The sequence below is a fragment of the Rhizobium sp. RU35A genome (assembly GCF_900156005.1).
Classification (GTDB): domain Bacteria; phylum Pseudomonadota; class Alphaproteobacteria; order Rhizobiales; family Rhizobiaceae; genus Neorhizobium; species Neorhizobium straminoryzae.
In genome coordinates this window covers 589945-614530 of the sequence record NZ_FTMR01000002.1, presented here as the reverse complement: position 1 = coordinate 614530, position 24586 = coordinate 589945, and the positions used below count along the sequence as shown (strand labels likewise).

The 24586-nt window shown below is 63.8% G+C and carries 22 protein-coding genes; 12 read left to right on the top strand and 10 right to left on the bottom strand.

Translation table 11 applies throughout. The features are described from left to right. Nucleotides 1–9 precede the first annotated feature (9 nt). Nucleotides 10–1659 (bottom strand): alpha-glucosidase family protein, encoded by a 1650-nt coding sequence (locus F3H95_RS07500; RefSeq protein WP_149745440.1) that lies wholly within the window; start codon nt 1657–1659, stop codon nt 10–12. 187 nt (nt 1660–1846) lie between these two features. On the opposite strand from F3H95_RS07500, the gene F3H95_RS07495 reads away from it, so the two are divergent. Further along, entirely contained in the window at nt 1847–2758 is a 912-nt protein-coding gene (locus F3H95_RS07495) for a sugar kinase (RefSeq protein WP_149745439.1), read from the top strand. Nucleotides 2759–2902: 144 nt separating this feature from the next. Next, nucleotides 2903–3964, top strand: a complete 1062-nt coding sequence (locus F3H95_RS07490; protein WP_143124462.1) for a glycosyltransferase family 1 protein — start codon at nt 2903–2905, stop codon at nt 3962–3964. Between the two features lie 37 nt (nt 3965–4001). Here the strand turns inward: F3H95_RS07490 and der are convergent, their stop codons facing one another. Next, nucleotides 4002–5432 (bottom strand): ribosome biogenesis GTPase Der, encoded by a 1431-nt coding sequence (gene der / locus F3H95_RS07485; RefSeq protein WP_143124461.1) that lies wholly within the window; start codon nt 5430–5432, stop codon nt 4002–4004. Nucleotides 5433–5554: 122 nt separating this feature from the next. Beyond that, on the bottom strand, nt 5555–6223 hold the full coding sequence (locus tag F3H95_RS07480; protein WP_149745438.1) for a tetratricopeptide repeat protein: 669 nt from the start codon (nt 6221–6223) through the stop codon (nt 5555–5557). 247 nt (nt 6224–6470) lie between these two features. Here F3H95_RS07480 and F3H95_RS07475 point away from each other — a divergent pair, with 247 nt between their 5' ends. After that, complete coding sequence (locus tag F3H95_RS07475; RefSeq protein ID WP_149745437.1) at nt 6471–7457, top strand: polysaccharide deacetylase family protein; 987 nt, start codon at nt 6471–6473, stop codon at nt 7455–7457. Nucleotides 7458–7540: 83 nt separating this feature from the next. Here the strand turns inward: F3H95_RS07475 and sbmA are convergent, their stop codons facing one another. Beyond that, nucleotides 7541–8821, bottom strand: a complete 1281-nt coding sequence (gene sbmA, locus F3H95_RS07470; RefSeq protein ID WP_143124458.1) for a peptide antibiotic transporter SbmA — start codon at nt 8819–8821, stop codon at nt 7541–7543. Nucleotides 8822–9195: 374 nt separating this feature from the next. On the opposite strand from sbmA, the gene F3H95_RS07465 reads away from it, so the two are divergent. After that, nucleotides 9196–11142 (top strand): HAMP domain-containing methyl-accepting chemotaxis protein, encoded by a 1947-nt coding sequence (locus F3H95_RS07465; protein WP_149745436.1) that lies wholly within the window; start codon nt 9196–9198, stop codon nt 11140–11142. Between the two features lie 89 nt (nt 11143–11231). Here the strand turns inward: F3H95_RS07465 and F3H95_RS07460 are convergent, their stop codons facing one another. The 5 genes from F3H95_RS07460 to F3H95_RS07440 form a co-directional block, all read right to left on the bottom strand. Continuing rightward, nucleotides 11232–12407 (bottom strand): YbfB/YjiJ family MFS transporter, encoded by a 1176-nt coding sequence (locus F3H95_RS07460; protein WP_149745435.1) that lies wholly within the window; start codon nt 12405–12407, stop codon nt 11232–11234. A gap of 125 nt (nt 12408–12532) precedes the next feature. Next, on the bottom strand, nt 12533–12859 hold the full coding sequence (locus tag F3H95_RS07455; protein ID WP_149745434.1) for a BrnA antitoxin family protein: 327 nt from the start codon (nt 12857–12859) through the stop codon (nt 12533–12535). After that, on the bottom strand, nt 12856–13104 hold the full coding sequence (locus F3H95_RS07450) for a BrnT family toxin (RefSeq protein WP_149745433.1): 249 nt from the start codon (nt 13102–13104) through the stop codon (nt 12856–12858). Before F3H95_RS07450 ends, F3H95_RS07455 begins: the two co-directional genes overlap by 4 nt. Before the next feature lie 139 nt (nt 13105–13243). Continuing rightward, entirely contained in the window at nt 13244–13999 is a 756-nt protein-coding gene (gene map / locus F3H95_RS07445; RefSeq protein ID WP_143124453.1) for a type I methionyl aminopeptidase, read from the bottom strand. A gap of 24 nt (nt 14000–14023) precedes the next feature. Further along, on the bottom strand, nt 14024–15088 hold the full coding sequence (locus F3H95_RS07440; RefSeq protein WP_143124452.1) for an LLM class flavin-dependent oxidoreductase: 1065 nt from the start codon (nt 15086–15088) through the stop codon (nt 14024–14026). A 371-nt stretch (nt 15089–15459) separates the two neighbouring features. Here F3H95_RS07440 and F3H95_RS07435 point away from each other — a divergent pair, with 371 nt between their 5' ends. The 7 genes from F3H95_RS07435 to xdhC all read left to right on the top strand — a co-directional run bounded on the left by F3H95_RS07435 (nt 15460) and on the right by xdhC (nt 22982). Further along, the gene (locus F3H95_RS07435; RefSeq protein ID WP_143124451.1) at nt 15460–16164 is read left to right on the top strand and encodes a glutathione binding-like protein; all 705 of its coding nucleotides are present in this window, start codon (nt 15460–15462) and stop codon (nt 16162–16164) included. A 169-nt stretch (nt 16165–16333) separates the two neighbouring features. Further along, nucleotides 16334–16831, top strand: coding sequence for an invasion associated locus B family protein (locus F3H95_RS07430; protein ID WP_143124450.1), 498 nt, complete (start codon nt 16334–16336; stop codon nt 16829–16831). Between the two features lie 93 nt (nt 16832–16924). Then, on the top strand, nt 16925–17701 hold the full coding sequence (locus F3H95_RS07425) for a 3-hydroxybutyrate dehydrogenase (RefSeq protein WP_143124449.1): 777 nt from the start codon (nt 16925–16927) through the stop codon (nt 17699–17701). A 19-nt stretch (nt 17702–17720) separates the two neighbouring features. Beyond that, nucleotides 17721–19193, top strand: coding sequence for a xanthine dehydrogenase small subunit (gene xdhA / locus F3H95_RS07420; protein ID WP_149745432.1), 1473 nt, complete (start codon nt 17721–17723; stop codon nt 19191–19193). 3 nt (nt 19194–19196) lie between these two features. Further along, on the top strand, nt 19197–19433 hold the full coding sequence (locus tag F3H95_RS07415; RefSeq protein ID WP_149745431.1) for a hypothetical protein: 237 nt from the start codon (nt 19197–19199) through the stop codon (nt 19431–19433). After that, nucleotides 19433–21769 carry a xanthine dehydrogenase molybdopterin binding subunit gene (gene xdhB, locus F3H95_RS07410; RefSeq protein WP_149745430.1) on the top strand — a complete coding sequence of 779 codons (2337 nt, stop codon included), beginning with the start codon at nt 19433–19435 and terminating at the stop codon, nt 21767–21769. The genes F3H95_RS07415 and xdhB overlap by 1 nt, the downstream gene beginning before the upstream one ends. 388 nt (nt 21770–22157) lie before the next feature. After that, nucleotides 22158–22982 (top strand): xanthine dehydrogenase accessory protein XdhC, encoded by an 825-nt coding sequence (xdhC, locus tag F3H95_RS07405; protein WP_149745429.1) that lies wholly within the window; start codon nt 22158–22160, stop codon nt 22980–22982. An 84-nt stretch (nt 22983–23066) separates the two neighbouring features. On the opposite strand, the gene F3H95_RS07400 is transcribed toward xdhC, so the two are convergent. Next, the gene (locus tag F3H95_RS07400; RefSeq protein ID WP_149745428.1) at nt 23067–23393 is read right to left on the bottom strand and encodes a hypothetical protein; all 327 of its coding nucleotides are present in this window, start codon (nt 23391–23393) and stop codon (nt 23067–23069) included. Between the two features lie 19 nt (nt 23394–23412). Here F3H95_RS07400 and F3H95_RS07395 point away from each other — a divergent pair, with 19 nt between their 5' ends. After that, nucleotides 23413–24330 carry a LysR substrate-binding domain-containing protein gene (locus F3H95_RS07395; RefSeq protein ID WP_143124443.1) on the top strand — a complete coding sequence of 306 codons (918 nt, stop codon included), beginning with the start codon at nt 23413–23415 and terminating at the stop codon, nt 24328–24330. Nucleotides 24331–24586 lie beyond the last annotated feature (256 nt).

Genomic DNA, 24586 nt, shown 5'->3' with positions numbered 1-24586 from the left:
TTCTGCCCCTCAGAGGCGAGCGCAGAAGGCATCGAGCGGCGAAAGCTTCACCACCTTGCCCTCGACCGCCGGGGCATAACCTGGCATCGGCATCGGCTGTGCATCGGCAAAGGCGCCCGTCAGCGGGAAATCCTTGGCCTCGCGGGTCAGGTTGAAGACGAAGAGCAGCCGTTCGCCGCCCTTTTCGCGGATGAAGGCCAGCACGTCGGCCTGCGTGTCGAGGAAGGTCAGATCGCCATTCAGAAGCGCCGCATGCGCCTTGCGGAAGCCGAGCGTGCGGCGATAGTGGTTGAGCACCGAGCCCTCGTCGGCCTCCTGTGCATCGACCGAAAGCGCCATATGCTCCGGCGGCACCGGAAGCCAGGCCTTGGGGCCTTCGCTGAAGCCGCCGAGCGGCTTGCCTGCCTCCCACACCATCGGCGTGCGGCATCCGTCCCGCCCCTTGAAGGCCGGCCAGAAACGGATGCCGTAGGGGTCGCGCAGATCCTCGAAGGAAAGCTCCGCCTCCGGCAGACCCAGTTCTTCGCCCTGATAGAGGCAGATCGAGCCACGCAGGCTGCTCAGCACGCTGATCGCCAGCCGGGCGATCGCCTCGCGCTCGTCCGGCGTCTCCATGAAGCGGCTGACATGGCGCACCACGTCGTGGTTGGAAAAGGCCCAACAGACCCAGCCATTGGTGACGATCTCCTGGCACTTGGAGACGACGCTTCGAATGTGCTCGGCAGTGAAGCGCGGGCTGAGCAGATCGAAGGTGTAGCACATGTGCAGCTTGTCATTGCCGCTGGTGTAGATCGCGAGCGTCGTCAGCGAACGGTCCGCATCGCCCACCTCTCCCACTGTCGTGCGGCAGTCATAGTCGTCGAGCAGCGACCGCAGCCGTTTCAGGAACTCGATGTTCTCCGGCTGGCTCTTGTCATAGAGATGGTTCTGCATCGAATAGGGATTGGTGTCGGTTTCCAGCCCCGTCGAATCCGGATCGTAGACCATCGGCGGATTGTTGCGCAGTTGCTTGTCGTGGAAATAGTAATTCACGGTGTCCAGACGGAAGCCGTGCACGCCGCGATCCAGCCAGAACTTTACGGTGGCCAGCACCGCATCCTGCACATCCGGATTGTGAAAGTTGAGATCCGGCTGCGAGGCGAGGAAATTGTGCATGTAATACTGCTTGCGCACGCCATCCCATTCCCAGCCCGGCCCGCCGAAGATCGATAGCCAGTTGTTGGGCGCCGTGCCATCCGGTTTGGGATCGGCCCAGACATACCAGTCGGCGCGCGGATTCGTGCGGCTGGCGCGGCTTTCCACGAACCATGGATGCCGGTCGGAGGTGTGCGAGATCACCTGGTCGATGATCACCTTGAGGCCGAGCCGCTCGCATTCGGCCATCATCGCATCGAAATCGGCAAGCGTGCCGAACATCGGATCGACATTGCAGTAATCGGAGACGTCATAGCCCATGTCGGCCATCGGCGAGGTGAAGAAGGGCGACAGCCAGATGGCATCGACACCGAGCGAGGCGATGTGCGGCAGGCGCTGGGTGATGCCCCTGATATCGCCAATGCCGTCGCCGGTCGTGTCCTGGAAGGAGCGCGGATAGACCTGATAGATCACCGCGCCGCGCCACCAGTTCGGATCGCCCTTCTGTGCCGTTACCCTTGCCATCTCTGCGTTGCTCCCTGTCATTCAAATCACAGCCCAACCTAGTGAGCTGACGCCAAAAGACAAAGGAAGATCATGACAGAAATGCGAGCCGATCACGGAAAATAGCGGGCTTTTGCGCCGGCGCCTTGCCTTGCCCGGCACTTCACCTTATGCCCAGCAGGCAGAGAGACGGAGGGGACGGTCGTTCATGGCAAGGCGCATTCTTTCGATCGGCGAGTGCATGGTGGAACTGTCGCAGGCGGGTCAGGGCCTGCTGCGCAAGGGATTTGCCGGCGACACCTTCAACACCGCCTGGTATCTGCGCGCCGCCCTGCCCGATGACTGGCAGGTGGACTACCTGACCGGCCTCGGCGACGATCCGCTCTCCGACGAGATGCAGGCCTTCATGGAGAAGGCGGGCATCGGCACCGGCTTCATCCGCCGCATCGCCGGCCGCACGCCGGGCCTCTACCTCATCACCCTGAAGGACGGCGAGCGCACCTTCAGCTACTGGCGCGACAGCGCCGCCGCCCGCCTGCTGGCCGACGATGGCGACCATCTGCGTGCAGCAGTCGAAAGCGCCGATCTTCTCTATTTTTCGGGCATTACGCTCGCGATCCTATCGCCGATTGCCTGCGACACGCTGCTCGCCGAACTGCGTCGCGCCCGTGCAAGCGGCAAGACGGTGGCCTTCGATCCGAACATCCGTCCTCGGCTCTGGGCCGACAAAGTGCGCATGCTGGACACGATTAGCGACGGCGCCCGCGCCGCCTCCATCGTGCTGCCGAGTTTCGACGACGAGGCGCAGCATTTCGGCGATGTCAATGTCGCTGCCACCATCGAGCGCTATCAGGCGCTCGGCGCGGAAAAGGTTGTCGTCAAGAACGGTGCGCAGGGCGCGACCGTCGCCGAAGGCGGGCAGACCATCTTCGTGCCGGCCGTGCCGCCGGAACGGCTGGTGGATACAACGAGCGCCGGCGACAGCTTCAACGGCGGCTTCCTTGCCCGCCTGATGCAGGGGGCAACGCTGGCAGAGGCGGCCGCGCATGGCGCTGCCGTCGCCTCCGTCGTGATCGGCCATCACGGTGCGCTGATCGAGCCCGCCCTGTTGCCGGAGTGACGCACAGACCGGGGCTAGACGCCCTGCCCCGCCATGCGGGCATCGTCCTGACATCCCCCTGTCACAGAAGTCTTCGATAAGGGCCGGGAAGTCACCTGCGACTGCGCGAGTCGGTTGCGCGATGGCAGAGGGGGCGAGGCCAGCATGACCAGAATCACCATCGTCACCGATGCCTGGTATCCGCAGGTCAACGGTGTCGTGCGGTCGATCGAGAACACCAATCGCGAACTGACGCGGATGGGCATCGAGGTCTCGATGATCACGCCGCAGGATTTTTCCAGCGTCCCCTGCCCCACCTATCCGGAAATTCGCCTGTCGGTGGCAAGCTACAGCGCGGTTGCCCGCGCCATAGAGAAATTCGGCCCGACCTCGGTGCATATCGCAACCGAAGGCCCGCTCGGTCTTCTCGCCCGCCGCTGGTGCCTGAAGAACAAGCTGCCTTTCTCCACCAGCTATCACACCCGCTTTCCGGAATATGTCGCCGCGCGCTTTCCCGTGCCGATCCGCTGGCTGCGTGCCTTCGTGCGCTGGTTTCACAATGCCGGCAATGGCTGCATGGTGGCAACCGCCAGCCTGGAACGCGAACTGTCGAAGCTCGGCCTGAAGAACCTGCTGCGCTGGAGCCGCGGCATCGACCAGACGCTGTTTCACCCGCGCCCGCTGGAAGACAATCCCTTCGGCCTGCCCCGCCCGATCTTCATGACGGTAAGCCGCATTGCAGTGGAAAAGAACCTGCCGGCCTTTCTCGATCTCGATCTGCCGGGTTCGAAAGTGGTGGTGGGCGACGGGCCGGAACGGGCCGAGTTGCAGCGCCGCTATCCGCACGTGCTGTTTACCGGCATGAAGACCGGCGAGGATCTGGCGCGCGCCTATGCCCAGGCCGACGTGTTCGTCTTCCCGTCGAAGACCGACACCTTCGGCAACACCATTCTGGAAGCCTTGGCAAGCGGTGTGCCCGTCGCCGCCTTCCCCGTCACGGGTCCTGTGGACATTCTCGAGGATGGCGCTGGCGCTGGCGCGCTGAACGAGGACCTGCGCCAGGCCTGTCTCGATGCGCTTTCCTGCCCGCGCGACAATGCCCGCCGGCTGGCCCGCAACTTCACCTGGGAAGCGGCCTCGAAACAGTTCCTCAACAATGTGCTGATCGCGCAGGGGCGCAAGGCGCTGCCCGGGCGCAAGGGAAGCTTTCGCGCGCTGACCTCCTGAGACCGGCCCAGCGGACCGGTCGTCGGGACCACAGGGATCAGCGCTTCTTGCGTCTGTTCTCGTAGGGGTTTTCCGCCGCCTTGAAATGGATGCGGATCGGAACGCCCGGCATCTGGAAATCGGCGCGCAAGCCGTTGATCAGATAGCGGACATAGCTTTCCGGCAGCGCATCGGAGCGCGTGCAGGAAATCATGAAGGCCGGCGGGCGCGCCTTGACCTGCGTCATGTATTTCAGGCGGATACGGCGGCCGGAGACGGCCGGTGGCGGATGCTGCACCTGCTGTGCTTCCAGCCAGCGGTTCAGCTTGGCCGTGGAGATGCGCTTGTTCCACACCTTGTCGGTGTCGACGATGTTCTGCATCAGCTTGTCGAGGCTGTAGCCCGTCTGGCCGGAGATCGGGACGGCGCGAATGCCGCGCGCCTGCGGCAGCAGCCGTTCGGTCTTTTCGCGCAGATCCGCCAGAACCGCCTGCGGCTCTTCCACCAGATCCCACTTGTTGAAGGCAAGCACCGCGGCGCGGCCCTCGCGCAGCACCAGATCGACGATCTGCAGGTCCTGCTTCTCGAAGGGAATGGTGGCATCGAAGACGATGACCACGGTTTCGGCAAAGCGGATGGCGCGCAGCGTATCGGCCACCGACAGCTTTTCCAGCTTTTCCTGCACGCGCGCCTTGCGGCGCATGCCGGCGGTATCGAACATCTTGATCATGCGGCCGCGCCATTCCCACTCCACCGAGATGGAATCGCGGGTGATGCCGGCTTCCGGGCCGGTCAGCAGGCGGTCCTCGCCGAGAAAGCGGTTGATGAGCGTGGACTTGCCTGCATTCGGGCGGCCGACGATTGCGACGCGCAGCGGCTTCGTCTCGTCATAGAGGGGCTCGATCTCCTCGTCCTCGCCGCCCTCGATCTCGGCCGCGCTGACATCGACATCGGTGACGGCAACGTCATCCTCGTCGTCACCGAAGGCGCGTTCGGGGCCGATCGCCTCGACGATCGCGTCGCGCAGGTCGATCATGCCCTGGCCGTGTTCGGCAGAGATCGGCACCGGTTCGCCGAGCCCCAGCGTGTAGGCATCGTAGAAACCGCCATCGGAACCGCGCGCTTCCGACTTGTTGGCGACCAGCACCACCGGCTTGCCGCGTCGACGCAGCATTTCCGCCAGCGTCTGGTCGACGGGAGTGAGCCCCATCTTGGCATCCACGACGAAGAGCGACAGATCCGCCTCGTCGATCGCCATCTCCGTCTGGGCGCGCATGCGGCCTTCCAGCGTTTCGGGATCGGCCTCTTCCAGGCCGGCGGTATCGATGATGCGGAAGCGCAGGTCGACCAGCTTGGCATCGCCCGGCCGACGATCACGCGTCACGCCCGGCGTATCGTCCACCAGCGCGAGCTTCTTGCCCACCAGACGGTTGAACAGCGTGGACTTGCCGACATTGGGACGCCCGACAATGGCGACAGTGAAGCTCATGGGTCTGGTGCCTTTCTGGCCTTCTCGTTCCGGAGCATCATGCGAAAACGGCACGATGCTCCGGTTTTTGGTCACGCATCGGACCGAAGACCAGTCTCCGGTCTTTGGTCTGATGCTCTAAATTACGGTGCCTTGCCGGATGCGGCAATGGTATCGAGCATGATCTGCGCGCGGTTGGCGACATTGCGCGGTGCGGTGGCATCGCCGGCAATATCCTGGAACCATTGCTTGGCCTTGGCCATGTCACTAGCCTTGTAGGCGGCAAGACCCAGCGCCTCGCGGGCGGAATTGCGCAGCGCATTGCCCGGAACCGCCATCACCTCGACCTCTGCCGAAACCTGGTCATAGGTGCCGGTATCGATCAGAAGGAAGGCGGCGCGCAGCTTGGCGACATCGCGCATGACGTCCGGAACCGCCTTGTCCTTGGAGACGTCATTGAAGGCTGCAACCGCAGCAGCGACATCGCCCTTCTGGGCGAGAAGCGTCGCGGCCCGCATACGCGCCAGCACCGGATAGGCACCGCTGCCATCGGCTTCAAGAGTCTTGAGGGCGGCGAGCGCCTCGTCCGGCTTGTCCTTTGCAAGGTTCAGGGCCGCCAGGAACTGGTCGCCATAGATCGAGGCATTGTGCGAGTGCCAGTATTCATAACCGCGATAGGCCGCCGTGCCGACAACGATCAGCGCGGCCCCGCCGATGATGAAATAGCGAAACCTGCGCCAGACGCCGCTGATCTGCTCGGAACGCAGTTCCTCATTCACCTCGCGGATAAAGCTGTCGTTATCATGTACCATGCCAAACTCCGGCCAGAAGGCGGCCCCTTGCCTCGAAAGCCTGCCTTCTAACCTATTTTGACCGGGATGTAAGGGGGTGAGTTGCGACGGCTTGGCCGTCAAATCGATCCAGTGGATCGATTTGAGCAACGAACGCCTCGAGCCACAGCGAGAGGCCGGGCCGAGGCCCTTCGCATCGCATGCCCCGGCTTTGCCGCATTCCGTCGCGACAAGGCCCCGACACACACTCAGATCGACAGGATCCGTCTTGCGTTGCATTCCTGCCCTCGTTGCCGCTCTTCTTTGCTGCAGTGCATCCGCAGAGTCCGAGGAGAAGCCGAAGCAACTGCTGCTGATCTCCTTCGATGGCGCAGGCAGCAATGCGCTCTGGGCGAGGAGCCGCCAGATTGCGCAGAATGCCCATGCCCGCTTCACCTATTTTCTGTCCTGTACGCTGGTGATCGAGCGGGCGCGGGCGAAAACCTATCAGGCCCCGAACCAGAAAGCCGGCCGTTCCAATATCGGCTTTGCCCAGACACGCGAGGAGGCGCTGACCCGGCTCGACCACATCTGGCAGGCGCATCAGGAAGGCCACGAAATCGCCAGCCACACCTGCGGCCATTTCGACGGCCGCGACTGGACGGAGAGCGACTGGCGCACGGAGATGCAGAGCTTTCGCCGGGTGCTGACGAATGCCTGGGCCGACCTTGGCGCAGAGGGCAGCGAGCCGTCGGGCTGGCGGAACTTCGTTTCCGACATCAAGGGGTTTCGCGCGCCCTATCTCTCGACGTCGGAACCGCTCAATGCGGCAGAGCATGCCGAAGGGTTCACCTATGACGGCAGCGGCATCGGCAAGGGGCCGGTGCTGCCGGAGAGCCGCGACGGCGTGCTGAATTTCGGCCTGCCGCTGATCCCGGAAGGGCCTGACAATCGCAAGATCATCGCGATGGACTACAACCTCTTCATCCGTCATTCCGCCGGCATCGAGAACCCCAGCCGCGCGCCGGAATTCGAGGAGCGTGCCTATGCCGCCTTCCGCGCCGCCTTCGACCGGCAGTATGCGGGCGAGCGCATTCCGCTGCAGGTCGGCTTTCACTTCGTGGAGATGAATGGCGGCGCCTACTGGCGGGCCATGGAGCGGCTGGTAACCGATGTCTGCGGCCTGCCGGATGTCGGCTGCGTGACCTATGGCGAGGCGATTGCGGCGCTGAAGGATCGGCCGCCTTCGAAGCCGGAGGCCGGTTCCGGCCTCTGATCGTCTCACACGGCATTACAGGACAAAGGCCGCAGCGGAAGGCGTCCGCTGGGGCCTTTGTCTGTTTGGGATCAATCCCCTTTTCAGTAGGGCTTGTCGGCTGCCAGTTCGCCGCCCTCGGCCTCGCGCTCCAGATAGCGCTGGTCGATCTCCGGCAGCGGCTGGCCGTCGATGGCCGCCTCGAAGGCCTTCAGGCGCTTGTGGATCGACAGAAGCTCGATGATCGTCGACCAGTAGCTGACAAGATACTGGAAACTGTCGCTCACCTGACCGAAGGCGGTCGCCACCTGCTGCCACAGGCCCATGGTGAGCTTGCCGGCCACGAAGGTGGGGATCAGGATGGTGGTGAGGAAGATCGCGTCCAGCTGGCCATAGGTGTAGCGGGCCACGTTGAAATAGAGATAGTGCCAGTACATGCGGAAGTAGTTGCGGCGCACATTGCCGAACAGCTCGCCGACCGTCACGGGATCGGCGCGGTCCGGATTGTCCTCGCCATAGACGAGTTCCTTGCGGAAGGCCGCTTCGACGCGCTGGTTGCGGAACTGCAGGCCGGGCAGCTTGATGCCGGCAAAGGCCAGAAGCGCGGTGCCGAACAGCGACCAGCCGATGGCCAGCCAGAACAACGCATGCGGCACGGCCCCGATGATCGGCAGGTCGCCGATATTGTCGGACATGCGAAACAGCAGCGGCAGGAAGACGACGAGCGTCATCACGGAGTTGATCAGCGTGACACCCAGCCCTTCGAGAATGTTGGCGAAGCGCATCGTATCTTCCTGGATACGCTGCGAGGCACCTTCGATGTGGCGCAGCCTGTCCCACTTGGACAGGTAGTAGTCGTTCATCGCCTGGCGCCAGCGGAACACATAGTGGTTCGTGAAGAAGGCCGTGACAACGTTGAGAACGATGCTGAGCACGCCGATTTCAAGGAAGCGCAGCTGGTATTCGTAAAGCAGGCTCGTCGTGACGCCCGGCTCCTTCGACATCGCCTTCTGGATGAGATCCCAGAACGGCCCGCGCCAGTTGTTGACGGCCACCGAAATCTGCACCGCGAAATAGGCGATGAACACGATGAAGGCGGAACCCCAGATCGACCAGTTCGACCAGCGATGATGGCGCTCGATCAGCTTCCACGTGCCGCCGAAGATCAGCACGAAGACCGTGAAGTAGATGTAGAACCAGAGATTGTCGGTGGTGAAGAAGAAGGCAAGCCCGATCGGCGGCTTTTCCCCGGCCGGCAGCGGCGGCAAGCCGATGGCGGTGCCGATCTGCGGCCCAACGGTGTACCAGACCACGATGCAGACCAGCGACCAGAGCGCGGCGGAGGTGAAAAACAGTTTGGGCCGTGGAAAGAATGAATGGAACACGGAAGGCGGTTTCCCTTGCTGCGATGCGGCGCCGAAAGCGGCGCGTGTGGGCGGCGAAGGTAAGCTAGTTGGCAGGGGGCGGCAATGCCCATCCGGTTTGCCTTAAGCAATTGTAATATTGTCCAATAGATCTGCCGGACAAAACTGTCCCGGACGGCGCGGCGGCGTGATCGGCATAGAAGAACAGAAATACCGGCGCCGATGTAACGGGAAATTAACCGACTCCTTGTCAGGTATGATAATTGCCCGGGACTGCCTATGGTCCACGTCGCCTGATGATCAGGCCCCTGTTGCGCAATGTTGCCCGAACAATTTCAGTGCCCGCTCCTGCCTTGCAAACTTCAAGGCCGGGTCATGGGACATGAGGTATTTCCTTGTTTCTGTTAAAGCACGTGACAATTCGCACCAAGATCGTGTCGCTCGTTGCCGTGATCGGCCTGCTCGGACTGGTCGGCATCGGAGTCATGGGCGGCGGCTTCCGGGACACGGTCGCGACCTATGACGATTTTGTCTCCACCGATACCTTCGCCGCCGTGGAAGTGGCGCGCATCTCCACCGCAATGGTGGCGGCCCAGACTGCGGCCTACCAGGTGGCGATGTTCGATCCCGCCATCGAGCAGCGGCTCCAGCCGCTGAAGTCCTTTCAGGACGAAGAGGCGCTGATGGCCCGCCGCTTCGAGATGGCCAAATCGCTGACGCCGGAATATGCGGCCGATCTCGACCGCTTCGCCGAGCGTGCACGCGGGCTGCTGGCGGAATTCCGCCGCGCCATCCGCGCGGACGCGGAGGGGCATTCGCAGGAAGCAGAAGCCATTCTTGCGACCGTCGATCCCCAGGTGATTGCCTGGCGCGCGGATATCCGCGACTGGAACAGTCAGCGCATCGATGGCCTGAAGAAGGAATCCCAGGCCATGCAGCGGAATGCCCATGCGACGATCCGCAATGTGCTGATCACCGGCGGCCTTCTGTTTGCCGGCGTCTTCGCCTTGTCGCTGCTGGTTGCGTCGCACGGCGTGATACGCCCAATCAAGACGCTCTCGGCGCGCATGACCGCGCTTGCTGCCGGCGAGACGCGACAGGAGGTCGATGGCATCGACCGACGTGACGAAATTGGAGCCATGGCCCAGGCGGTGGCGGTGTTCCGCGACAATGCGATTGCACGCACCCGTTTGGAGGAGGAGGCAGAGGCCAATCGCAGCCTGTCCGAGCAGGAACGCCTGCAGCGGGAGGCAGAGGCGGCCCGCGCCACTGGCGATGTGCGCCATGCAGTCGACAACCTCGCCGATGCGCTTTCGCGGTTGGCCGATGGAGACGTCTCGCATCGCATCGCTACCCCCTTTACCGAAAGCCTCGACCAGGTTCGCCACGACTTCAACCAGTCGGCCGAAAAGCTGCAGGCGGCATTGCTCGCCGTATCCCGGAACGCGCAGGGCATCGATGCCGGCGCCAACGAGATCAAGTCGGCGGCCAATGACCTTGCCAAGCGCACCGAACAGCAGGCGGCAGCCGTGGAGGAAACAGCGGCGGCGCTGGAGGAAATCACCACGACGGTGAAGGATTCCACCCGTCGTGCGCAGGAGGCCGGCCAACTGGTGGCCCGCACCCGCGCCAGCGCCGAACAGTCCGGCGAGATCGTGCGTCAGGCCATTGCGGCCATGGGCAAGATCGAGAGTTCCTCGGGCGAGATCGGCAACATCATCGGCGTCATCGACGAAATCGCCTTCCAGACCAACCTGCTGGCACTGAATGCCGGCGTCGAAGCGGCACGCGCCGGCGAAGCTGGCAAGGGTTTTGCGGTCGTGGCGCAGGAGGTGCGTGAACTCGCACAGCGCTCCGCCACAGCCGCCAAGGAAATCAAGAACCTGATTTCCGCCTCCAACGGCCAGGTACGCGAAGGCGTGCAGTTGGTCGGTGACACCGGCCGGGCGCTGGAAAGCATCGTGGCGGAGGTGCGCGAGATCAACCAGCATGTCAGCGCCATCGTGGAGGCGGCGCAGGAACAGTCTTCCGGCCTGCAGCAGATCAACACGGCCGTCAACCAGATGGATCAGGACACCCAGAAGAACGCCGCGATGGTGGAAGAGACCACGGCGGCCAGCCATGGCCTTGCCCGCGAGGTGGCAGCCCTGAACCAGTTGCTGTCGCAGTTCAGGCTTGCGGAGGCCGCTGTGCGAAACGAGCCGGGCCGGCCCGTCGCGGCACCGGCCGTGGCAACCCAGCCGGTGCGGTCACCGGCCCGCGCGCTGGGCCGCAAGCTCGCCGCAGCCTTTTCCGGCAATGCCGCCCGGGCACAGGCGACAGAGAACTGGTCAGAATTCTGATCAGGCTCTGAGACCCGATCCCAGGCAAGGCGCGGGCACATCCCCGCCTTGCCTCATTGCAAGTTCAGGCTACCGGCCCTCTGCGGAGATCATGTCGGTGCTGTGCGGCCAAGCACCGGGCGCAGGCAGATCGCTGCCACCACAAGGACGACGGCGGCCATGACGGAGGCGAGGGTGAAGTTTCCACTTGCCTGTGTGGCCCAGCCCGCCACCAGCGGTCCGACAATCTGCCCCGTGCCGAAGGCCGCCGTCATCATGGCAAGCGCCCGCCGCTGGCTTGCCGGGGCCAGAGCACGGGCAAGCTGAAGTCCATACGCCGTGACCGTCATGAAGGTGAGGCCGAGAAGAAGGCCACCCAGAAGAGCGCCGATGACGGGCGGCATCAGCACGGAGGCCAGGACACCGCAGGCCTCAAGCAGAAGGCAGAGCAGCGTGCTCCATCCAAGCCCGATGCGGGCGGAAAACGGCCGCCAGAGGAACAGCGACACACAGGCCGCAAGCCCGGTGACAAGCCAGGCCCCCGCCTCCACCGCCGGCCCGGCGGCCGCCATCCGCACGATGGCCACGAGGAATGTGGCGGTCACCACATAACCGAAGCCGAACAGACCATAGGAGAGCGTCAGCAGCACAAGCGGACGTGTCCAGCGCATCGGCGGCTCGGCCTCCGCCTTTCGACCAGCCGGCGGGCGCGGCAACTGCTGCGCCACATACATGAGCCCGACGAGGACGATCGCCGCGGCAACGATCCAGTCCATCCGCCAGCCATGGGCCGCATCCCCGGCTGCGCGCTGCACAAGGAAGGCGACGACCGAAGACAGGGCAATGCCCGCGCCGACACCGCCGAAATGGATGGCCTGCACCCCATCGCGGCCAAGCGCGTGCGGCAGCACGATGGAGGTGGTGAAGATCATCGCAAAGGCACTGGCGAGACCCGCAAGGCTCCGGATGAGGATGAAGAGCGGCAGGCTTTCGGTCAGCGCCATGGCCAGAAGCAAAAGCGCCGTGGCCAGAAGACCGCCGAGCGCCAGGCCCCGCTCCTGTCCCGCCGCCCAGGACTGGCTGGCGAGCAACGCACCGGCGAGATAACCGGCAAAATTGCCGGCCGCGATCAGCCCCGCTTCGGAGGCCGACAGCGGCACGCCGCTCATCATGCCGGGCAGCACCGGCGTGAAGAAGAAGCGACCAAAGCCCATGGCCGCCGCCATGGCCACAGCCCCGGCAAAGCCGATGCGCAAGGGCGAGGACGTGGGCAAAATCCGAGACATGCTCCCTTCGTCGCAGCAAAGCGGGGCCGGCGCAATGCAGGATTTGTCAAGGAACCCATCAGAACTTGTGATGCAGGCATTGCGTTCGGCAGACGTAATCAGACCCCCTCTTGTCTCACCTCGGCTCACAATCCTGCCGCCTTGCGCAGCGCCTCGGTCATCCGGCTGCGCCAATCCCTGCCCTGGGCCTGAAAACGCTGCAACACCTCCGGCTCGATACGGATGGTCACGGCCACCTTCGGCGCTTCCACCGGCGGGCGGCCGCGTCCGCGGCGGGCAATTTCCCGATCAATGCTCGCGGCCAAGTCCGGAAAAACCTCGGCGAAAGAACGTGCCTCAGCCATCTCCGCCTCGCTTGCCTCCGGCGCATCCGGATCGGAGGCGATCATCCGCTGGATCTCGGCTTCCTCGTCCTGCGTCAGCGGACGCCCGGCTAAAAACTTGGCCGTCATAGCACTCTCCGTTCCCTAATACTTGCGGGCCGCATCGAGATCACTGACAAGGCTTCGGCTCCGACTGGGCGAAACACCACCGCAATGATGATACGACCATAAAACGCGCCGATCGCCATGAAGCGCCCCGACTTGGCGGGAATGACAACGCAGGCGGCAAAAAACTCGATTGTCAGATCGGCAAAGTCCAGACCGTGCTTATCAAGATTGGACAGCCGCTTGCCTTCGTCATAGATGATTTTCATCGAAATTTCCGTACACGGAAAATCTAGCGCACACTGATATAAAAGTACACTTTAATTGCGCGCAAAAAGCCAGCGCGACGATGGGCGGAAAGTCCGCCGCGCCGCCCACACATCGAACTTATCGATCGACGAACAGACCCTACTCCGCAAGCGTGAGAATCAGCGGGCCGTTGCGGGTCACCACGATAGTGTGTTCGAACTGCACGGTCGGAGCGCGGGGATCGCTGTAGAGCGTCCAGGGATCGCCATTGCCGCCGTCCTCGGCCCATTCGCCGCCGAGCGACAGGAAGGGCTCCACAGTGAAGACGAGGCCCTCCTCCATGATGCGGCTCTCATCCGCATCCGGCCAGGTCGGCACCTCGGTCGGCTCCTCGTGCAGGGAGCGACCGATGCCGTGGCTGGCGAGATTGGTGATCAGCGTATAGCGGTTCTTCTTGGCGAAAACGCCGATGGCATTGCCGATGCCGGCGATCGGCTTGCCGGTTTTCACCTGCTGCAGCCCGGTCCACAGCGCCCGGCGCCCATCGCGCAGCAGTTTTTCCACCTCGCGCGTCACCGGCGGCACGGCAAACGAGGCGCCGGTGTCGCCGAAGAAGCCGTCCTTGACGGCCGACACATCGATGTTCACGAGGTCGCCCGCCGCAATCACCCGGCTGCCCGGAATGCCGTGGGCCACTTCCTCGTTGACGCTGATGCAGGTGGCGCCCGGGAACTGGTAGCAGAATTCCGGCGCCGACTGGGCGCCGTTCTCCTCCAGCACCCTGCGGCCGATCTCATCGAGTTCGAGCGTGGTGATCCCCGGTTCCAGCGCCTTTGCCATCACCTCGACGGCCTGGGCGCAGATGCGCCCGATGGCCTTCAGCTTCTGAAGTTCGTCGTCCGAGGTGATGATCATGGGCAGAAATCCGGCTGGTCGTTTTCAGGCGGCCGGTTTCGCGCCATCCTTCGCAGGCGTCAACGCTTTTCTGACGAGCGGTGCGACGCGGGTGCCGAAAAGCTCGATGCCGCGCATGATCTGGTCATGCGGCATCAGGCCGATCGCCATCTGGATCAGCAGGCGGTCATTGCCGAACACCTTGTGGGCCGCGACGATCTTTTCCGCCACCGTTTCCGGATCGCCGACGAAGAGATTGCCGGGGGCCGAGCGGGCACGGTCGAACTGGGCGCGGTTGGTGGGCGGCCAGCCACGCTCGCGTCCCAGCCGGTCCATGACCGCCGCCTGCGGGCCGTAGAACTGGTCCGCGGCCTTGTCGGTCGTATCGGCAACGAAACCGTGCACATTGATGCTGGTCTTCAGCGTCTTCGGATCGTGGCCGGAGCGGCGGGCGGCCTCGCGGTAAAGATCGAAGAAAGGCGCAAAGCGGGCGTAATCGCCGCCGATGATGGCGACCGCCAGCGGCAGCCCCAGCGCGCCGGCGCGCGCCACCGATTGCGGCGTGCCGCCGACGGCAATCCACACCGGCAGCTTGTCCTGCAGCGGACGCGGATAGACGCCGCGACGATTGATCGGCGCGCGCAGCTCGCCCTCCCACTCGACGATCTCGTTGTCGCGCAGCGTCAGCAGAAGGTCGAGCTTTTCCGAAAACAGCCGGTCGTAATCGTTGAGGTCGTAGCCGAACAGCGGGTAGGACTCGATGAAGGAACCGCGACCGGCCATGATTTCCGCACGGCCGCCGGAGAGAAGATCGACGGTGGAAAACTGCTGGAAGACGCGGATCGGATCATCCGAACTCAGCACCGAAACGGCGCTCGTGAGGCGGATGTTCTTCGTCTTTACCGCCGCCGCCGCCAGCACCGTGGAAGGCGAGGACACGGCATAATCCGGCCGGTGATGCTCGCCGAGACCGAACACATCGAGGCCCACCTGGTCGGCCAGCTCGATCTCCTCCAGAAGATGCTGCAGGCGCGTGGCGGCATCCTGTCCGCGGCTGCCGCTTGCAATGTTCGGATCGACATCCGCAAAGGTGTAAAGGCCAAGTTCCATGACGATCCTTCCGTGTGGTTCAAGCCCGCTAGATAGGGAGGGAAAGGTCCGCGATAAACAGGAAAGTTTCGAAGGGGTTGTTCGAAAAACTGGATAATGGCCGATCGCTAATATGAATCCGTTGCCTGACACTTACACTGATCCGCTGATGATGCAGATCAGCCCCACACCGCAAAGGGCAAAAATACCCTGAAATTAAAGGGGAAATGGATTCAATCTATCAGCAAATGCGACTATCCCTCCCAAAAGATTCAGGGTTTTCGCGCCACCCGCCACTTGGGATGCCTGCCTGCCTCCCCTCTCCCGCCGCCCTCTGGCGCATCGACGGGAGAGCGCTATAGTCCGCCGGCATTTGCCACAGGAGGACCCCCATGGCCGATCTTTCCGCCTTCCCCATCACCCGCCGCTGGCCCGCCGCCAATCCCGACATCCTGCAACTGTATTCGACCCCGACGCCGAACGGCGTGAAGGTTTCGATCATGCTGGAGGAAACCGGGCTCGCCTATGAGCCGCATTTCATCAATATCGGCCAGAACGAAACCTGGGGCGAAGAATTTCTCTCGCTGAACCCGAACGGCAAGATCCCGGCCATCCTCGATCCGAACGGCCCGGACGGCACGCCGCTGGCGCTGTTCGAATCCGGCGCGATCCTGATCTATCTGGCGGAGAAGACCGGGCAGTTCCTGCCGAAGGACGCCGCCGCCCGCTACGAGACGATCCAGTGGGTGATGTTCCAGATGGGCGGCATCGGCCCGATGTTCGGCCAGCTCGGCTTCTTCCACAAGTTCGCCGGCAAGGAGATCGAGGACAAGCGCCCGCGTGACCGCTACCTCAACGAGACCAAGCGCCTGCTCGGCGTGCTCGACCAGCGGCTGGATCGCCGTGCCTTCATGATGGGCGATGCGGTGACGATCGCCGATTTCGCGATCGTCGGCTGGATCCGCTCGCTGATCGGCTTCTATGAAGCGCGCGATCTCGTCGAATACGATAGCCGCCCCCACCTTTCCGCCTGGTTCGACCGCATGATGGCGCGGCCCGGCGTGCAGCGCGGCGTGGAAATCCCGGCGCGGCCCTGAGCCTGCCCCGCACGACACCGACACATCAACCCTTTGTGAGCCTGGGCCGCCAAGGGTTGATCCCCGCCTTAACCTTTCGGTAACTCTCTGCCAGAACAATCGCGCGCTGTCGCACCCGTCGCCGTTTCGCGCACGGGATGTATCCACCCGCCATGATCAGGAGAGCCCGATGTCCCGCAAGACATGCGCCCTAGCCGTTTCCGCCGTCCTCGTATCCGCTGCCACCGCCGGCGCGCAGCCGACCCGCATCAACCAGTTCGAGGCCTGGGGCGTCTACGCGCATGGCAATGGCAGCAACCGAAGCTGCTATGTTCTGTCGGTCCCGGTCGCCCAGCAGCCGGCCGGCGTGAACCACGGCGAGAACTATTTTCTGATCGCACCGCAATCCGGCCCCTCACCGCTGATGCCGCAGGCCATCATGGGTTATACGCTGAAGGCGGATTCCCGCATCACACTGACCATCGGCAATGACAGCTTCACGCTGGTGCCGAAGGACAATGCCGCCTGGGTGCGCGATCCCGCCCGCGAGCCGGCGCTCGTCACCGCCATGCGCGGCGGCGCCGAGATGACGCTGAAGGCCACCTCCGCCCGCGGCACCAGCACTGCCTATACCTATTCGCTGAAGGGGGTTTCGGCCGCCCTGCAGGCGCTTCGCAACTGCCGCTGAGACGGCGATACAAACCATTGCCAGCCAAGCCCCTTTGGGCATAACCTCCCTTGCGGCGCCGCAACATGGCGGCCCTGCAAGGGAGGAAGAAACATGGCAAGAACCGTCGTCGTCACCGGCTCCACCAGCGGCATCGGGCTCGGCATTGCCCGCGCCTTTGCCGCCGATGGCGCCAATGTGGTGATCAACGGCTTCGGGAAACCGGACGAGATCGAGGCGGCCCGCGCCGATCTGGACAGCCTCGGCGACGGCAAAGTGCTCTATCACGGCGCCGACATGACGAAGCCCGACGAGATCGCCGACCTGATTGCGCTCGCCGAAAAGAGCTTCGGCACAGTCGATGTGCTCGTCAACAATGCCGGCATCCAGCATGTGGCAAAGATCGAGGATTTCCCGACGGAAAAATGGGATCAGCTGATCGCCATCCTGCTCTCGTCGGCCTTTCACACCATGCGCAACACCATTCCGCTGATGAAGAAGGCAGGCCATGGCCGCATCATCAACGTGGCCTCTGCGCATGCGCTTGTTGCATCGCCCTTCAAATCGGCTTATGTCGCTGCAAAGCATGGGGTCTTGGGTCTGACCAAGACGGCCGCACTGGAATTGGCCGAATTCGGCATTACGGTGAACGCCATCTGCCCCGGCTACGTGTTGACGCCGCTCGTGGAACGACAGATCCCCGACACAGCGCGCGAACGTGGCATCTCGGAAGAGGCGGTCAAGACGGAGGTCATGCTCCGCCTGCAGGCGACGAAGGAGTTCGTCTCCATAGAGGAAGTTGCCGCCACCGCCCTCTTCCTCGCCAGCGACGCAGCACGACAGATCACCGGAACACATATCTCCATCGATGGCGGCTGGACCGCTCAATAATGGTCACAAGGGAACACGCATGACATCAGCCATCCGCTTTGTCCTCAACGGTGAAGAGGTTTCCCTCGGCGACTTCGCTCCCACGGAAACGCTCCTGGATTATCTGAGGCTGAGACGGCGGCTGACCGGCAGTAAGGAAGGCTGTGCGGAAGGCGATTGCGGCGCCTGCACGGTGCTCGTCGGTCGCCTGATCGGCGGCGCGCTGCGCTATGAAAGCGTCAATGCCTGCATCCGCTTCGTCGGATCGCTGCACGGCACGCATGTGGTGACGGTGGAGCATCTGGCGGCCAGGGACGGCCGCCTCCACCCCGTCCAGCAGGCCATGGTCGACTGTCACGGCTCGCAATGCGGCTTCTGCACGCCGGGCTTCGTGATGTCGCTCTACGGGCTGTGGATGGCCAACGAAAATCCGAGCCGCGCCGAGATCGAGATCGCGCTGCAAGGCAATCTCTGTCGCTGCACCGGTTACGAGCCGATCGTGAAGGCCGCCGAACAGGTAGCGGCCGCCAGACCCAGTGCCCTGTTCGATCCGATCGAGCGCGACCGCGCCGAGATCATGGCAAAGCTCTGGACCATCCGCGCCTCCTCCGACACGATCCGGGTTGAAAAGGACAACCGTCAGGCCATCATTCCCGGCACGCTGCAGGCGCTGGCGGAGGTGCTGTCCGATAATCCCGGCGCGACCATCGTCGCCGGCGCTACCGATGTCGGCCTCTGGGTCACCAAGCAGATGCGGCCGATCAATCCCGTCGTGTTCATCAACCATCTGACCGACCTGCAGACCATCACCGAGGACGAGACGGGCCTCGTGATCGGCGCCGGCGTCACCTATGCCCAGGCATTCGAGGTGCTGGAGGCCTATCATCCGGCGCTTGGCCGACTGATCGACCGTATCGGCGGCCAGCAAGTGCGCAACATGGGCACGATCGGCGGCAATATCGCCAACGGCTCGCCGATCGGCGACACGCCACCAGCGCTGATCGCGCTCGGTGCCACCGTCACGCTGCGTTCGACCGCCGGCAGCCGCACGTTGCCGCTGGAGAACTTCTTCATCGATTATGGCAGGCAGGACCGCCAGCCCGGCGAATTCGTGGAAAAGCTGACGCTGCCGCCGCCGGACGACGAAGCCTTCTTCGCCGTCTACAAGATATCCAAGCGCCGCGACGAGGATATCTCCGCCCTTTGCGGCGCCTTCTACCTGACACTCGATGGCGAAGGCTGTGTCGACACCTGCCGCATCGCTTTCGGCGGCATGGCAGGCATACCGAAGCGCGCCAAGGCCGTGGAGGAGACTCTCACCGGCCGGCCCTGGAGCTGGAATACCGTTGCCTCCGTGCGCGACGCCTTCGACGAGGACTACCAGCCGCTGACCGACTGGCGCGCCACCGCCGAATACCGCGCCATCACGGCCAGAAACCTGCTCACCCGCTTCTTCCTGGAAACCGCCGGCCAACCACAGGAACTGGCACGCTTCGAGCCGGAGGAGGCGTGAGGGATGATGATCTATATTGAAGGTCTGAAGAAGAAAAACCCCTCCCCAACCCCTCCCCACAAGGGGGAGGGGCTCAATCTGCCGCACCCTCAGCGTTCACATTTGGCGAAAGCATTGCCGCGAGTCCTCTCCCCCCTTGTGGGGGAGATGGCGGTAGCCAGAGGGGGTCTTTTCCTGGCCGGACAGTGTCATCGCCGCCAGCCGGTTGCTAAACATGTCGTCATCGAAGGAGCCCGCTGATGGACAACACCACCTTCGAAGCCAAGGGCACGATCACCGGCCCCATGCACGCCTCGCTCAAGCACGATTCCGCGCACAAGCATGTCACCGGCAGCGCCGAATATATCGATGACATGCCGGAGCCGGCCGGAACGCTGCATGCGGCCCTTGGCCTCTCCGAGCGCGCCCATGCCGACATTCTTGCCATCGATCTCTCGGCCGTGAAGGCGGCGCCGGGCGTGGTGGCGGTGATCACGGCGGACGACATTCCGGGCGTCAACGACGTCTCCTCCAACGGCAGCCATGACGAGCCGCTGCTCGCCACCACCAAGGTGGAATTTCACGGCCAGCCGATCTTCGTCGTGATCGGCGAGACGCGCGATCAGGCACGCCGCGCGGCGCGTCTGGCAAGGATCGACTACCAGGACCTGCCGCACTGGACCGATATCGACGGCGCGCTGGAAAACGGCGCGCCTCTGGTCGTCAGCCCGATGACGCTGAAGCGCGGCGAACCGGAAACCGAAATGGGCAATGCCCCGCGCCGCCTGACGGGCCAGATGTATATCGGCGGGCAGGAGCATTTTTATCTGGAGAGCCAGATCGCGCTTGCCATTCCGGGTGAGGATGAGGACGTCACCGTCTGGTCCTCGACCCAGCATCCGACGGAAGTGCAGCACATGGTGGCGCATGTTTTGGCCTGCGCCAGCCACGCCGTCACCGTCAACACCCGCCGCATGGGCGGCGGCTTTGGCGGCAAGGAAACGCAGGGCGCGCATTTCGCCTGTCTCGCCGCGGTCGCCGCCAAGAAGCTGAACCGCACCGTCAAATTCCGCCCCGACCGCGACGAAGACATGATGGTGACCGGCAAGCGGCATGACTTCCGCGTCGATTACGAACTGGGCTTCGATGACGAGGGCCGCATCCATGCGGTGGACGCCACTTTCGCCGCCCGCTGCGGCTTCTCCTCCGATCTCTCCGGCCCGGTGACCGACCGTGCGCTGTTCCATGCGGATTCCAGCTATTTCTATCCGCATGTGCACCTGACCTCGAAGCCGTTGAAGACGCATACCTGCTCCAACACCGCCTTTCGCGGTTTCGGGGGTCCGCAGGGCATGGTTGGCGGCGAACGCTTCATCGAGGAAATCGCCTATGCGGTCGGCAAGGACCCGCTCGATATCCGCAAGCTGAATTTCTACGGAGAGCCCGGCTCCGGCCGCACGCTGACGCCCTACCACCAGGAGGTGGAGGACAATATCCTGCTGCGGCTGGTGGAGGAACTGGAGACCTCCAGCGATTACCGCGCCCGGCGTCAGGCGATCATGGAGTTTAATGCCAACAGCCCCGTCATCCGCAAGGGCATCGCCCTGACACCCGTCAAATTCGGCATCTCCTTCACCATGACCGCCTTCAACCAGGCGGGTGCCTTGGTGCATGTCTATTCCGACGGTTCGATCCACCTGAACCATGGTGGCACCGAAATGGGCCAGGGCCTGTATACCAAGGTGGCGCAGGTGGTGGCGGATACCTTCCAGGTGGATATCGAGCGTGTGAAGATCACCGCGACCTCCACCGGCAAGGTGCCGAACACCTCTGCCACCGCTGCCTCCTCCGGCTCGGATCTGAACGGCATGGCGGCTTACGATGCCGCCCGCCAGATCAAGGAGCGGCTGATCGAGTTTGCCTGCCGCAAATGGCAGGTGGCGGCTTCGGATGTAGAATTCCTGCCGAACCGGGTGCGGATCGGCACGGACACGCTGACCTTCGACGCGCTGGTGAAGGCCGCCTATTTCGACCGCGTGCAGCTTTCCGCCGCCGGCTTCTACAAGACGCCGAAAATCCACTGGGACCGCGCCGCCGGCCGCGGCCGGCCCTTCTACTATTTCGCCTATGGCGCCGCCTGCTCGGAAGTCTCGATCGATACGCTGACCGGCGAATATCTGGTGGACCGTACGGACATTCTGCATGATGTCGGCCGCTCGCTGAACCCGGTCATCGACATCGGCCAGGTGGAAGGCGCCTTCGTGCAGGGCATGGGCTGGCTGACGACGGAGGAACTCTGGTGGGATGGCAAGGGGCGCCTGCGCACGCACGCCCCCTCCACCTACAAGATCCCGCTCGCCTCCGACCGGCCGAAGATCTTCAACGTGAAGCTCGCCGAATGGTCGGAGAACCGCGAACAGACCATCGGCCGTTCCAAGGCCGTCGGCGAGCCGCCCTTCATGCTGGGCATCTCCGTGCTGGAAGCTCTCTCCATGGCCGTCGCCTCGATTGCCGACTACACGGTGTGCCCGCGCCTCGACGCGCCCGCGACGCCGGAGCGCGTGCTGATGGCGGTGGAGCGGTTGAAGGCGATGTGATGCCATGCATTGACCGCCTCGCATCAGGCATCCACAACGCCAGTCCCTGTACGATAGGAGCACGCCCGACGAAAATGCCTGCGGGTTTATCGACCGGGGCGCATTCCCCCTCATCCGCCCTTCGGGCACCTTCTCCCCGCTGGGGAGAAGAGGAAGAGTCGCAGCGCTCGCGGTTCCCCTCTCCCCTCGGGGAGAGGTCCGCCGAGCAAAGCGGAGGCTGGGTGAGGGGGCGAACCCGAACCAGAACAACCTTTTGGAACATTCAACCTCGGGGCACACTTCCAATGCGGAGCATGTCCGGCAGGACAGAGGGGTGTGCCACACGGCACACTGCCAACCATCACGCGCGCAACCGCAAAGGACAGGTCTCAAACCCGCGAGGCCGGTCATGAACGCCCTCTCCGCCTTCCTTGCCCATAATACAGACTGCGTCCTCGTCACCGTCACCGAGGCAAAGGGTTCGACGCCGCGGGAGGAAGGGGCATTCATGCTGGTGTCCGCCACCGCATGCTTCGGCACCATCGGCGGCGGGCAGCTGGAATTCATGGCGATCGACAATGCCCGCGCCCTGCTCGACGGCAAAGGCAAGACCGAGATGGACGTGCCGCTCGGTCCGGACATCGGCCAGTGCTGCGGCGGGCGCACGCGCCTTGCCTTCCAGACGGTCACGCCGGACATGGCAGCCGCGCTCATTGCCCGCATGACCGCGGAAAGCGAGGGCTTTGCTCACGTTGTGCTGTTCGGCGCCGGACATGTGGGCCAGGCGCTGGCCCTGGCGCTTGCACCGCTGCCGTTGCGGGTCAGCGTCGTCGAAACGCGGCCCGAGGCGCTGGCGGGGCTGCCGGAGGGTATCGCGGCCCGCGCGGTCGCTCTGCCGGAAGCGGTGATCGACACCCTGCCCGCCGGCAGCGCGGTGGTGATTCTTACCCATGACCATGCGCTGGATTTTCTCATTGCCCGCGCGGCCCTTGCCCGAGGCGATCTCGCCTATGTCGGCATGATCGGTTCGGCGACCAAGCGCGCCACTTTCCGCCACTGGCTGGCGCGAGAAACGGACGGCACGGTATCCGTCGACCGTCTGGTGCTGCCGATCGGCGGAACGGCGGTACGCGACAAGCGCCCGGCGGTCATCGCAGCGCTGGTCGCCGCCGAACTCATCACCGTGCTAGCCGGCTCTGGCGCATTAACCACCACGCACGGCGGCAAAAGCTGACGCTCCTGCGAGGGATCTTGCCGGCAAGGTGGCGGAGGACCGCGCCCGACCCGGCGTCTGCTCGGTTTCGTTGAATGCGGCATTCTACAGGGAGCGGCGTTGCCAGACATCACGCGCCGCATCGAAGGCTGTCGGCAGGGGGCGACGGCTGCGATCGCTGCGTCCATCCTGCATGCCGATATCTGCCTTGAGCCGGTCAGGCATGACTTCAGCATCAAGCCTGTTGCTGCATCTGCTGGCATCGCGTCTCCTGGAAAGCCACATCAGGCGCGCAAGAAAGGCAGCGCACTCGTCCAGAAATCCCGTGGTAATCATCTGTAATCTTTGCATGTTGCGTTCCTTCCCGAGGAAGTATCTAATCGCAACATGCAGGGATTTTGCGGGGCAATCCAATCGAAGCTTCGTCTGCATGGATGAAGAGGCCTGATGCATGAAGATGTCAAAGCAGTTTCCGCTGAATGCCCTGCGGGTGTTCGAGGCGGTATCGCGCCATCTGAGCTTCACCAAGGCGGGTGAGGAACTCGGCCTGACGCAGACGGCGGTCAGCTATCAGGTGAAGCTGCTGGAAGATATGCTGGGGGAAGCACTGTTCCTGCGCCAGCCGCGCAGGATCCATTTGACGGAGGCCGGCAGCCGGCTGGCGCCCAAGGTGTCGGAGGGGTTCGAACTGCTCCGCGCCGCCGTCAACGAGATGCAGGGCGTGGCCGAGGGAACCCTGATCATCCACTCCACCCACACCTTTGCCAGCCACTGGCTGGCGCGTCATCTCGGCATCTTCCAGCTCGACAATCCGACCATTGCGGTCCGGCTGGAAACCTCGCAGCAGGTGATCGATTTCAGCAAGACGGAAGCGGATGTGGCCATCCGCGTCGGCACCGGCGAATGGCCGGGCCTGAAATCGCATTTCGTCCTGCGCAACCATTTTACCCCGATGCTGAGCCCGACGCTGGCCGAGACCATCGGCGGCGTGCGCGAACCGCTGGACCTTGTGAAGCTCAAGATCATCGATCCGAGCGATCCCTGGTGGCGCATCTGGTTCACAGCGGCCGGTCACCCGGATGCGCCGCTGGAAAGCACCTCGCGCAGCCGCCTCGGCTCGCAGGCCGTGGAGGCCGCCGCCGCGATCGCCGGCCATGGGGTAGCGATCCTACGGCCGGATTTCTATCAGGACGACGTGGCGATGGGCCGCCTGATCCAGCCCTTCCCTCTCACCTGCGAGGACGGCTCGCATTACTGGCTGGCCTATCCCGAAACCCGCCGCCACGTGGGCAAGATCCGCGCCTTCCGGGAGTTCCTCAAGAAGACGCTGCCGAGTTTCGATACGAACCCGACCGGCAAGACCGGTTGACTCAAAGCGGCGGCAGCCTTGCCGTGCGGATGCGCTCCCACACATCGTCCAGATGAGCGGGCGGCCCAGCCGGTGATGCAAGAACATCCCTCCGCAGCGCGTCCGGCATACCCTTCACATGCGGCGTCGCGGGCCGCCCCTGGCGCAAAAGCCGCCGCTTCACCCAGCACCAGAACGTGTTTGTGCTCCGGGCAGAACCAGTGGTCCAGACCGCCATGATGGCCTCCGTCATCTGTTGATTTTTTTGTCGTTTCCG

What these genes read in the sequence shown, in the direction of transcription:
- F3H95_RS07500 (WP_149745440.1), bottom strand. Translation starts at nt 1,659, where the DNA reads ATGGCAAGGGTAACGGCACAGAAGGGCGATCCGAACTGGTGGCGCGGC.
- F3H95_RS07495 (WP_149745439.1), top strand. Translation starts at nt 1,847, where the DNA reads ATGGCAAGGCGCATTCTTTCGATCGGCGAGTGCATGGTGGAACTGTCG.
- F3H95_RS07490 (WP_143124462.1), top strand. Translation starts at nt 2,903, where the DNA reads ATGACCAGAATCACCATCGTCACCGATGCCTGGTATCCGCAGGTCAAC.
- der (WP_143124461.1), bottom strand. Translation starts at nt 5,432, where the DNA reads ATGAGCTTCACTGTCGCCATTGTCGGGCGTCCCAATGTCGGCAAGTCC.
- F3H95_RS07480 (WP_149745438.1), bottom strand. Translation starts at nt 6,223, where the DNA reads ATGGTACATGATAACGACAGCTTTATCCGCGAGGTGAATGAGGAACTG.
- F3H95_RS07460 (WP_149745435.1), bottom strand. Translation starts at nt 12,407, where the DNA reads ATGTCTCGGATTTTGCCCACGTCCTCGCCCTTGCGCATCGGCTTTGCC.
- F3H95_RS07455 (WP_149745434.1), bottom strand. Translation starts at nt 12,859, where the DNA reads ATGACGGCCAAGTTTTTAGCCGGGCGTCCGCTGACGCAGGACGAGGAA.
- F3H95_RS07450 (WP_149745433.1), bottom strand. Translation starts at nt 13,104, where the DNA reads ATGAAAATCATCTATGACGAAGGCAAGCGGCTGTCCAATCTTGATAAG.
- map (WP_143124453.1), bottom strand. Translation starts at nt 13,999, where the DNA reads ATGATCATCACCTCGGACGACGAACTTCAGAAGCTGAAGGCCATCGGG.
- F3H95_RS07440 (WP_143124452.1), bottom strand. Translation starts at nt 15,088, where the DNA reads ATGGAACTTGGCCTTTACACCTTTGCGGATGTCGATCCGAACATTGCA.
- F3H95_RS07435 (WP_143124451.1), top strand. Translation starts at nt 15,460, where the DNA reads ATGGCCGATCTTTCCGCCTTCCCCATCACCCGCCGCTGGCCCGCCGCC.
- F3H95_RS07430 (WP_143124450.1), top strand. Translation starts at nt 16,334, where the DNA reads ATGTCCCGCAAGACATGCGCCCTAGCCGTTTCCGCCGTCCTCGTATCC.
- F3H95_RS07425 (WP_143124449.1), top strand. Translation starts at nt 16,925, where the DNA reads ATGGCAAGAACCGTCGTCGTCACCGGCTCCACCAGCGGCATCGGGCTC.
- xdhA (WP_149745432.1), top strand. Translation starts at nt 17,721, where the DNA reads ATGACATCAGCCATCCGCTTTGTCCTCAACGGTGAAGAGGTTTCCCTC.
- F3H95_RS07415 (WP_149745431.1), top strand. Translation starts at nt 19,197, where the DNA reads ATGATGATCTATATTGAAGGTCTGAAGAAGAAAAACCCCTCCCCAACC.
- xdhB (WP_149745430.1), top strand. Translation starts at nt 19,433, where the DNA reads ATGGACAACACCACCTTCGAAGCCAAGGGCACGATCACCGGCCCCATG.
- xdhC (WP_149745429.1), top strand. Translation starts at nt 22,158, where the DNA reads ATGAACGCCCTCTCCGCCTTCCTTGCCCATAATACAGACTGCGTCCTC.
- F3H95_RS07400 (WP_149745428.1), bottom strand. Translation starts at nt 23,393, where the DNA reads ATGCAGACGAAGCTTCGATTGGATTGCCCCGCAAAATCCCTGCATGTT.
- F3H95_RS07395 (WP_143124443.1), top strand. Translation starts at nt 23,413, where the DNA reads ATGAAGATGTCAAAGCAGTTTCCGCTGAATGCCCTGCGGGTGTTCGAG.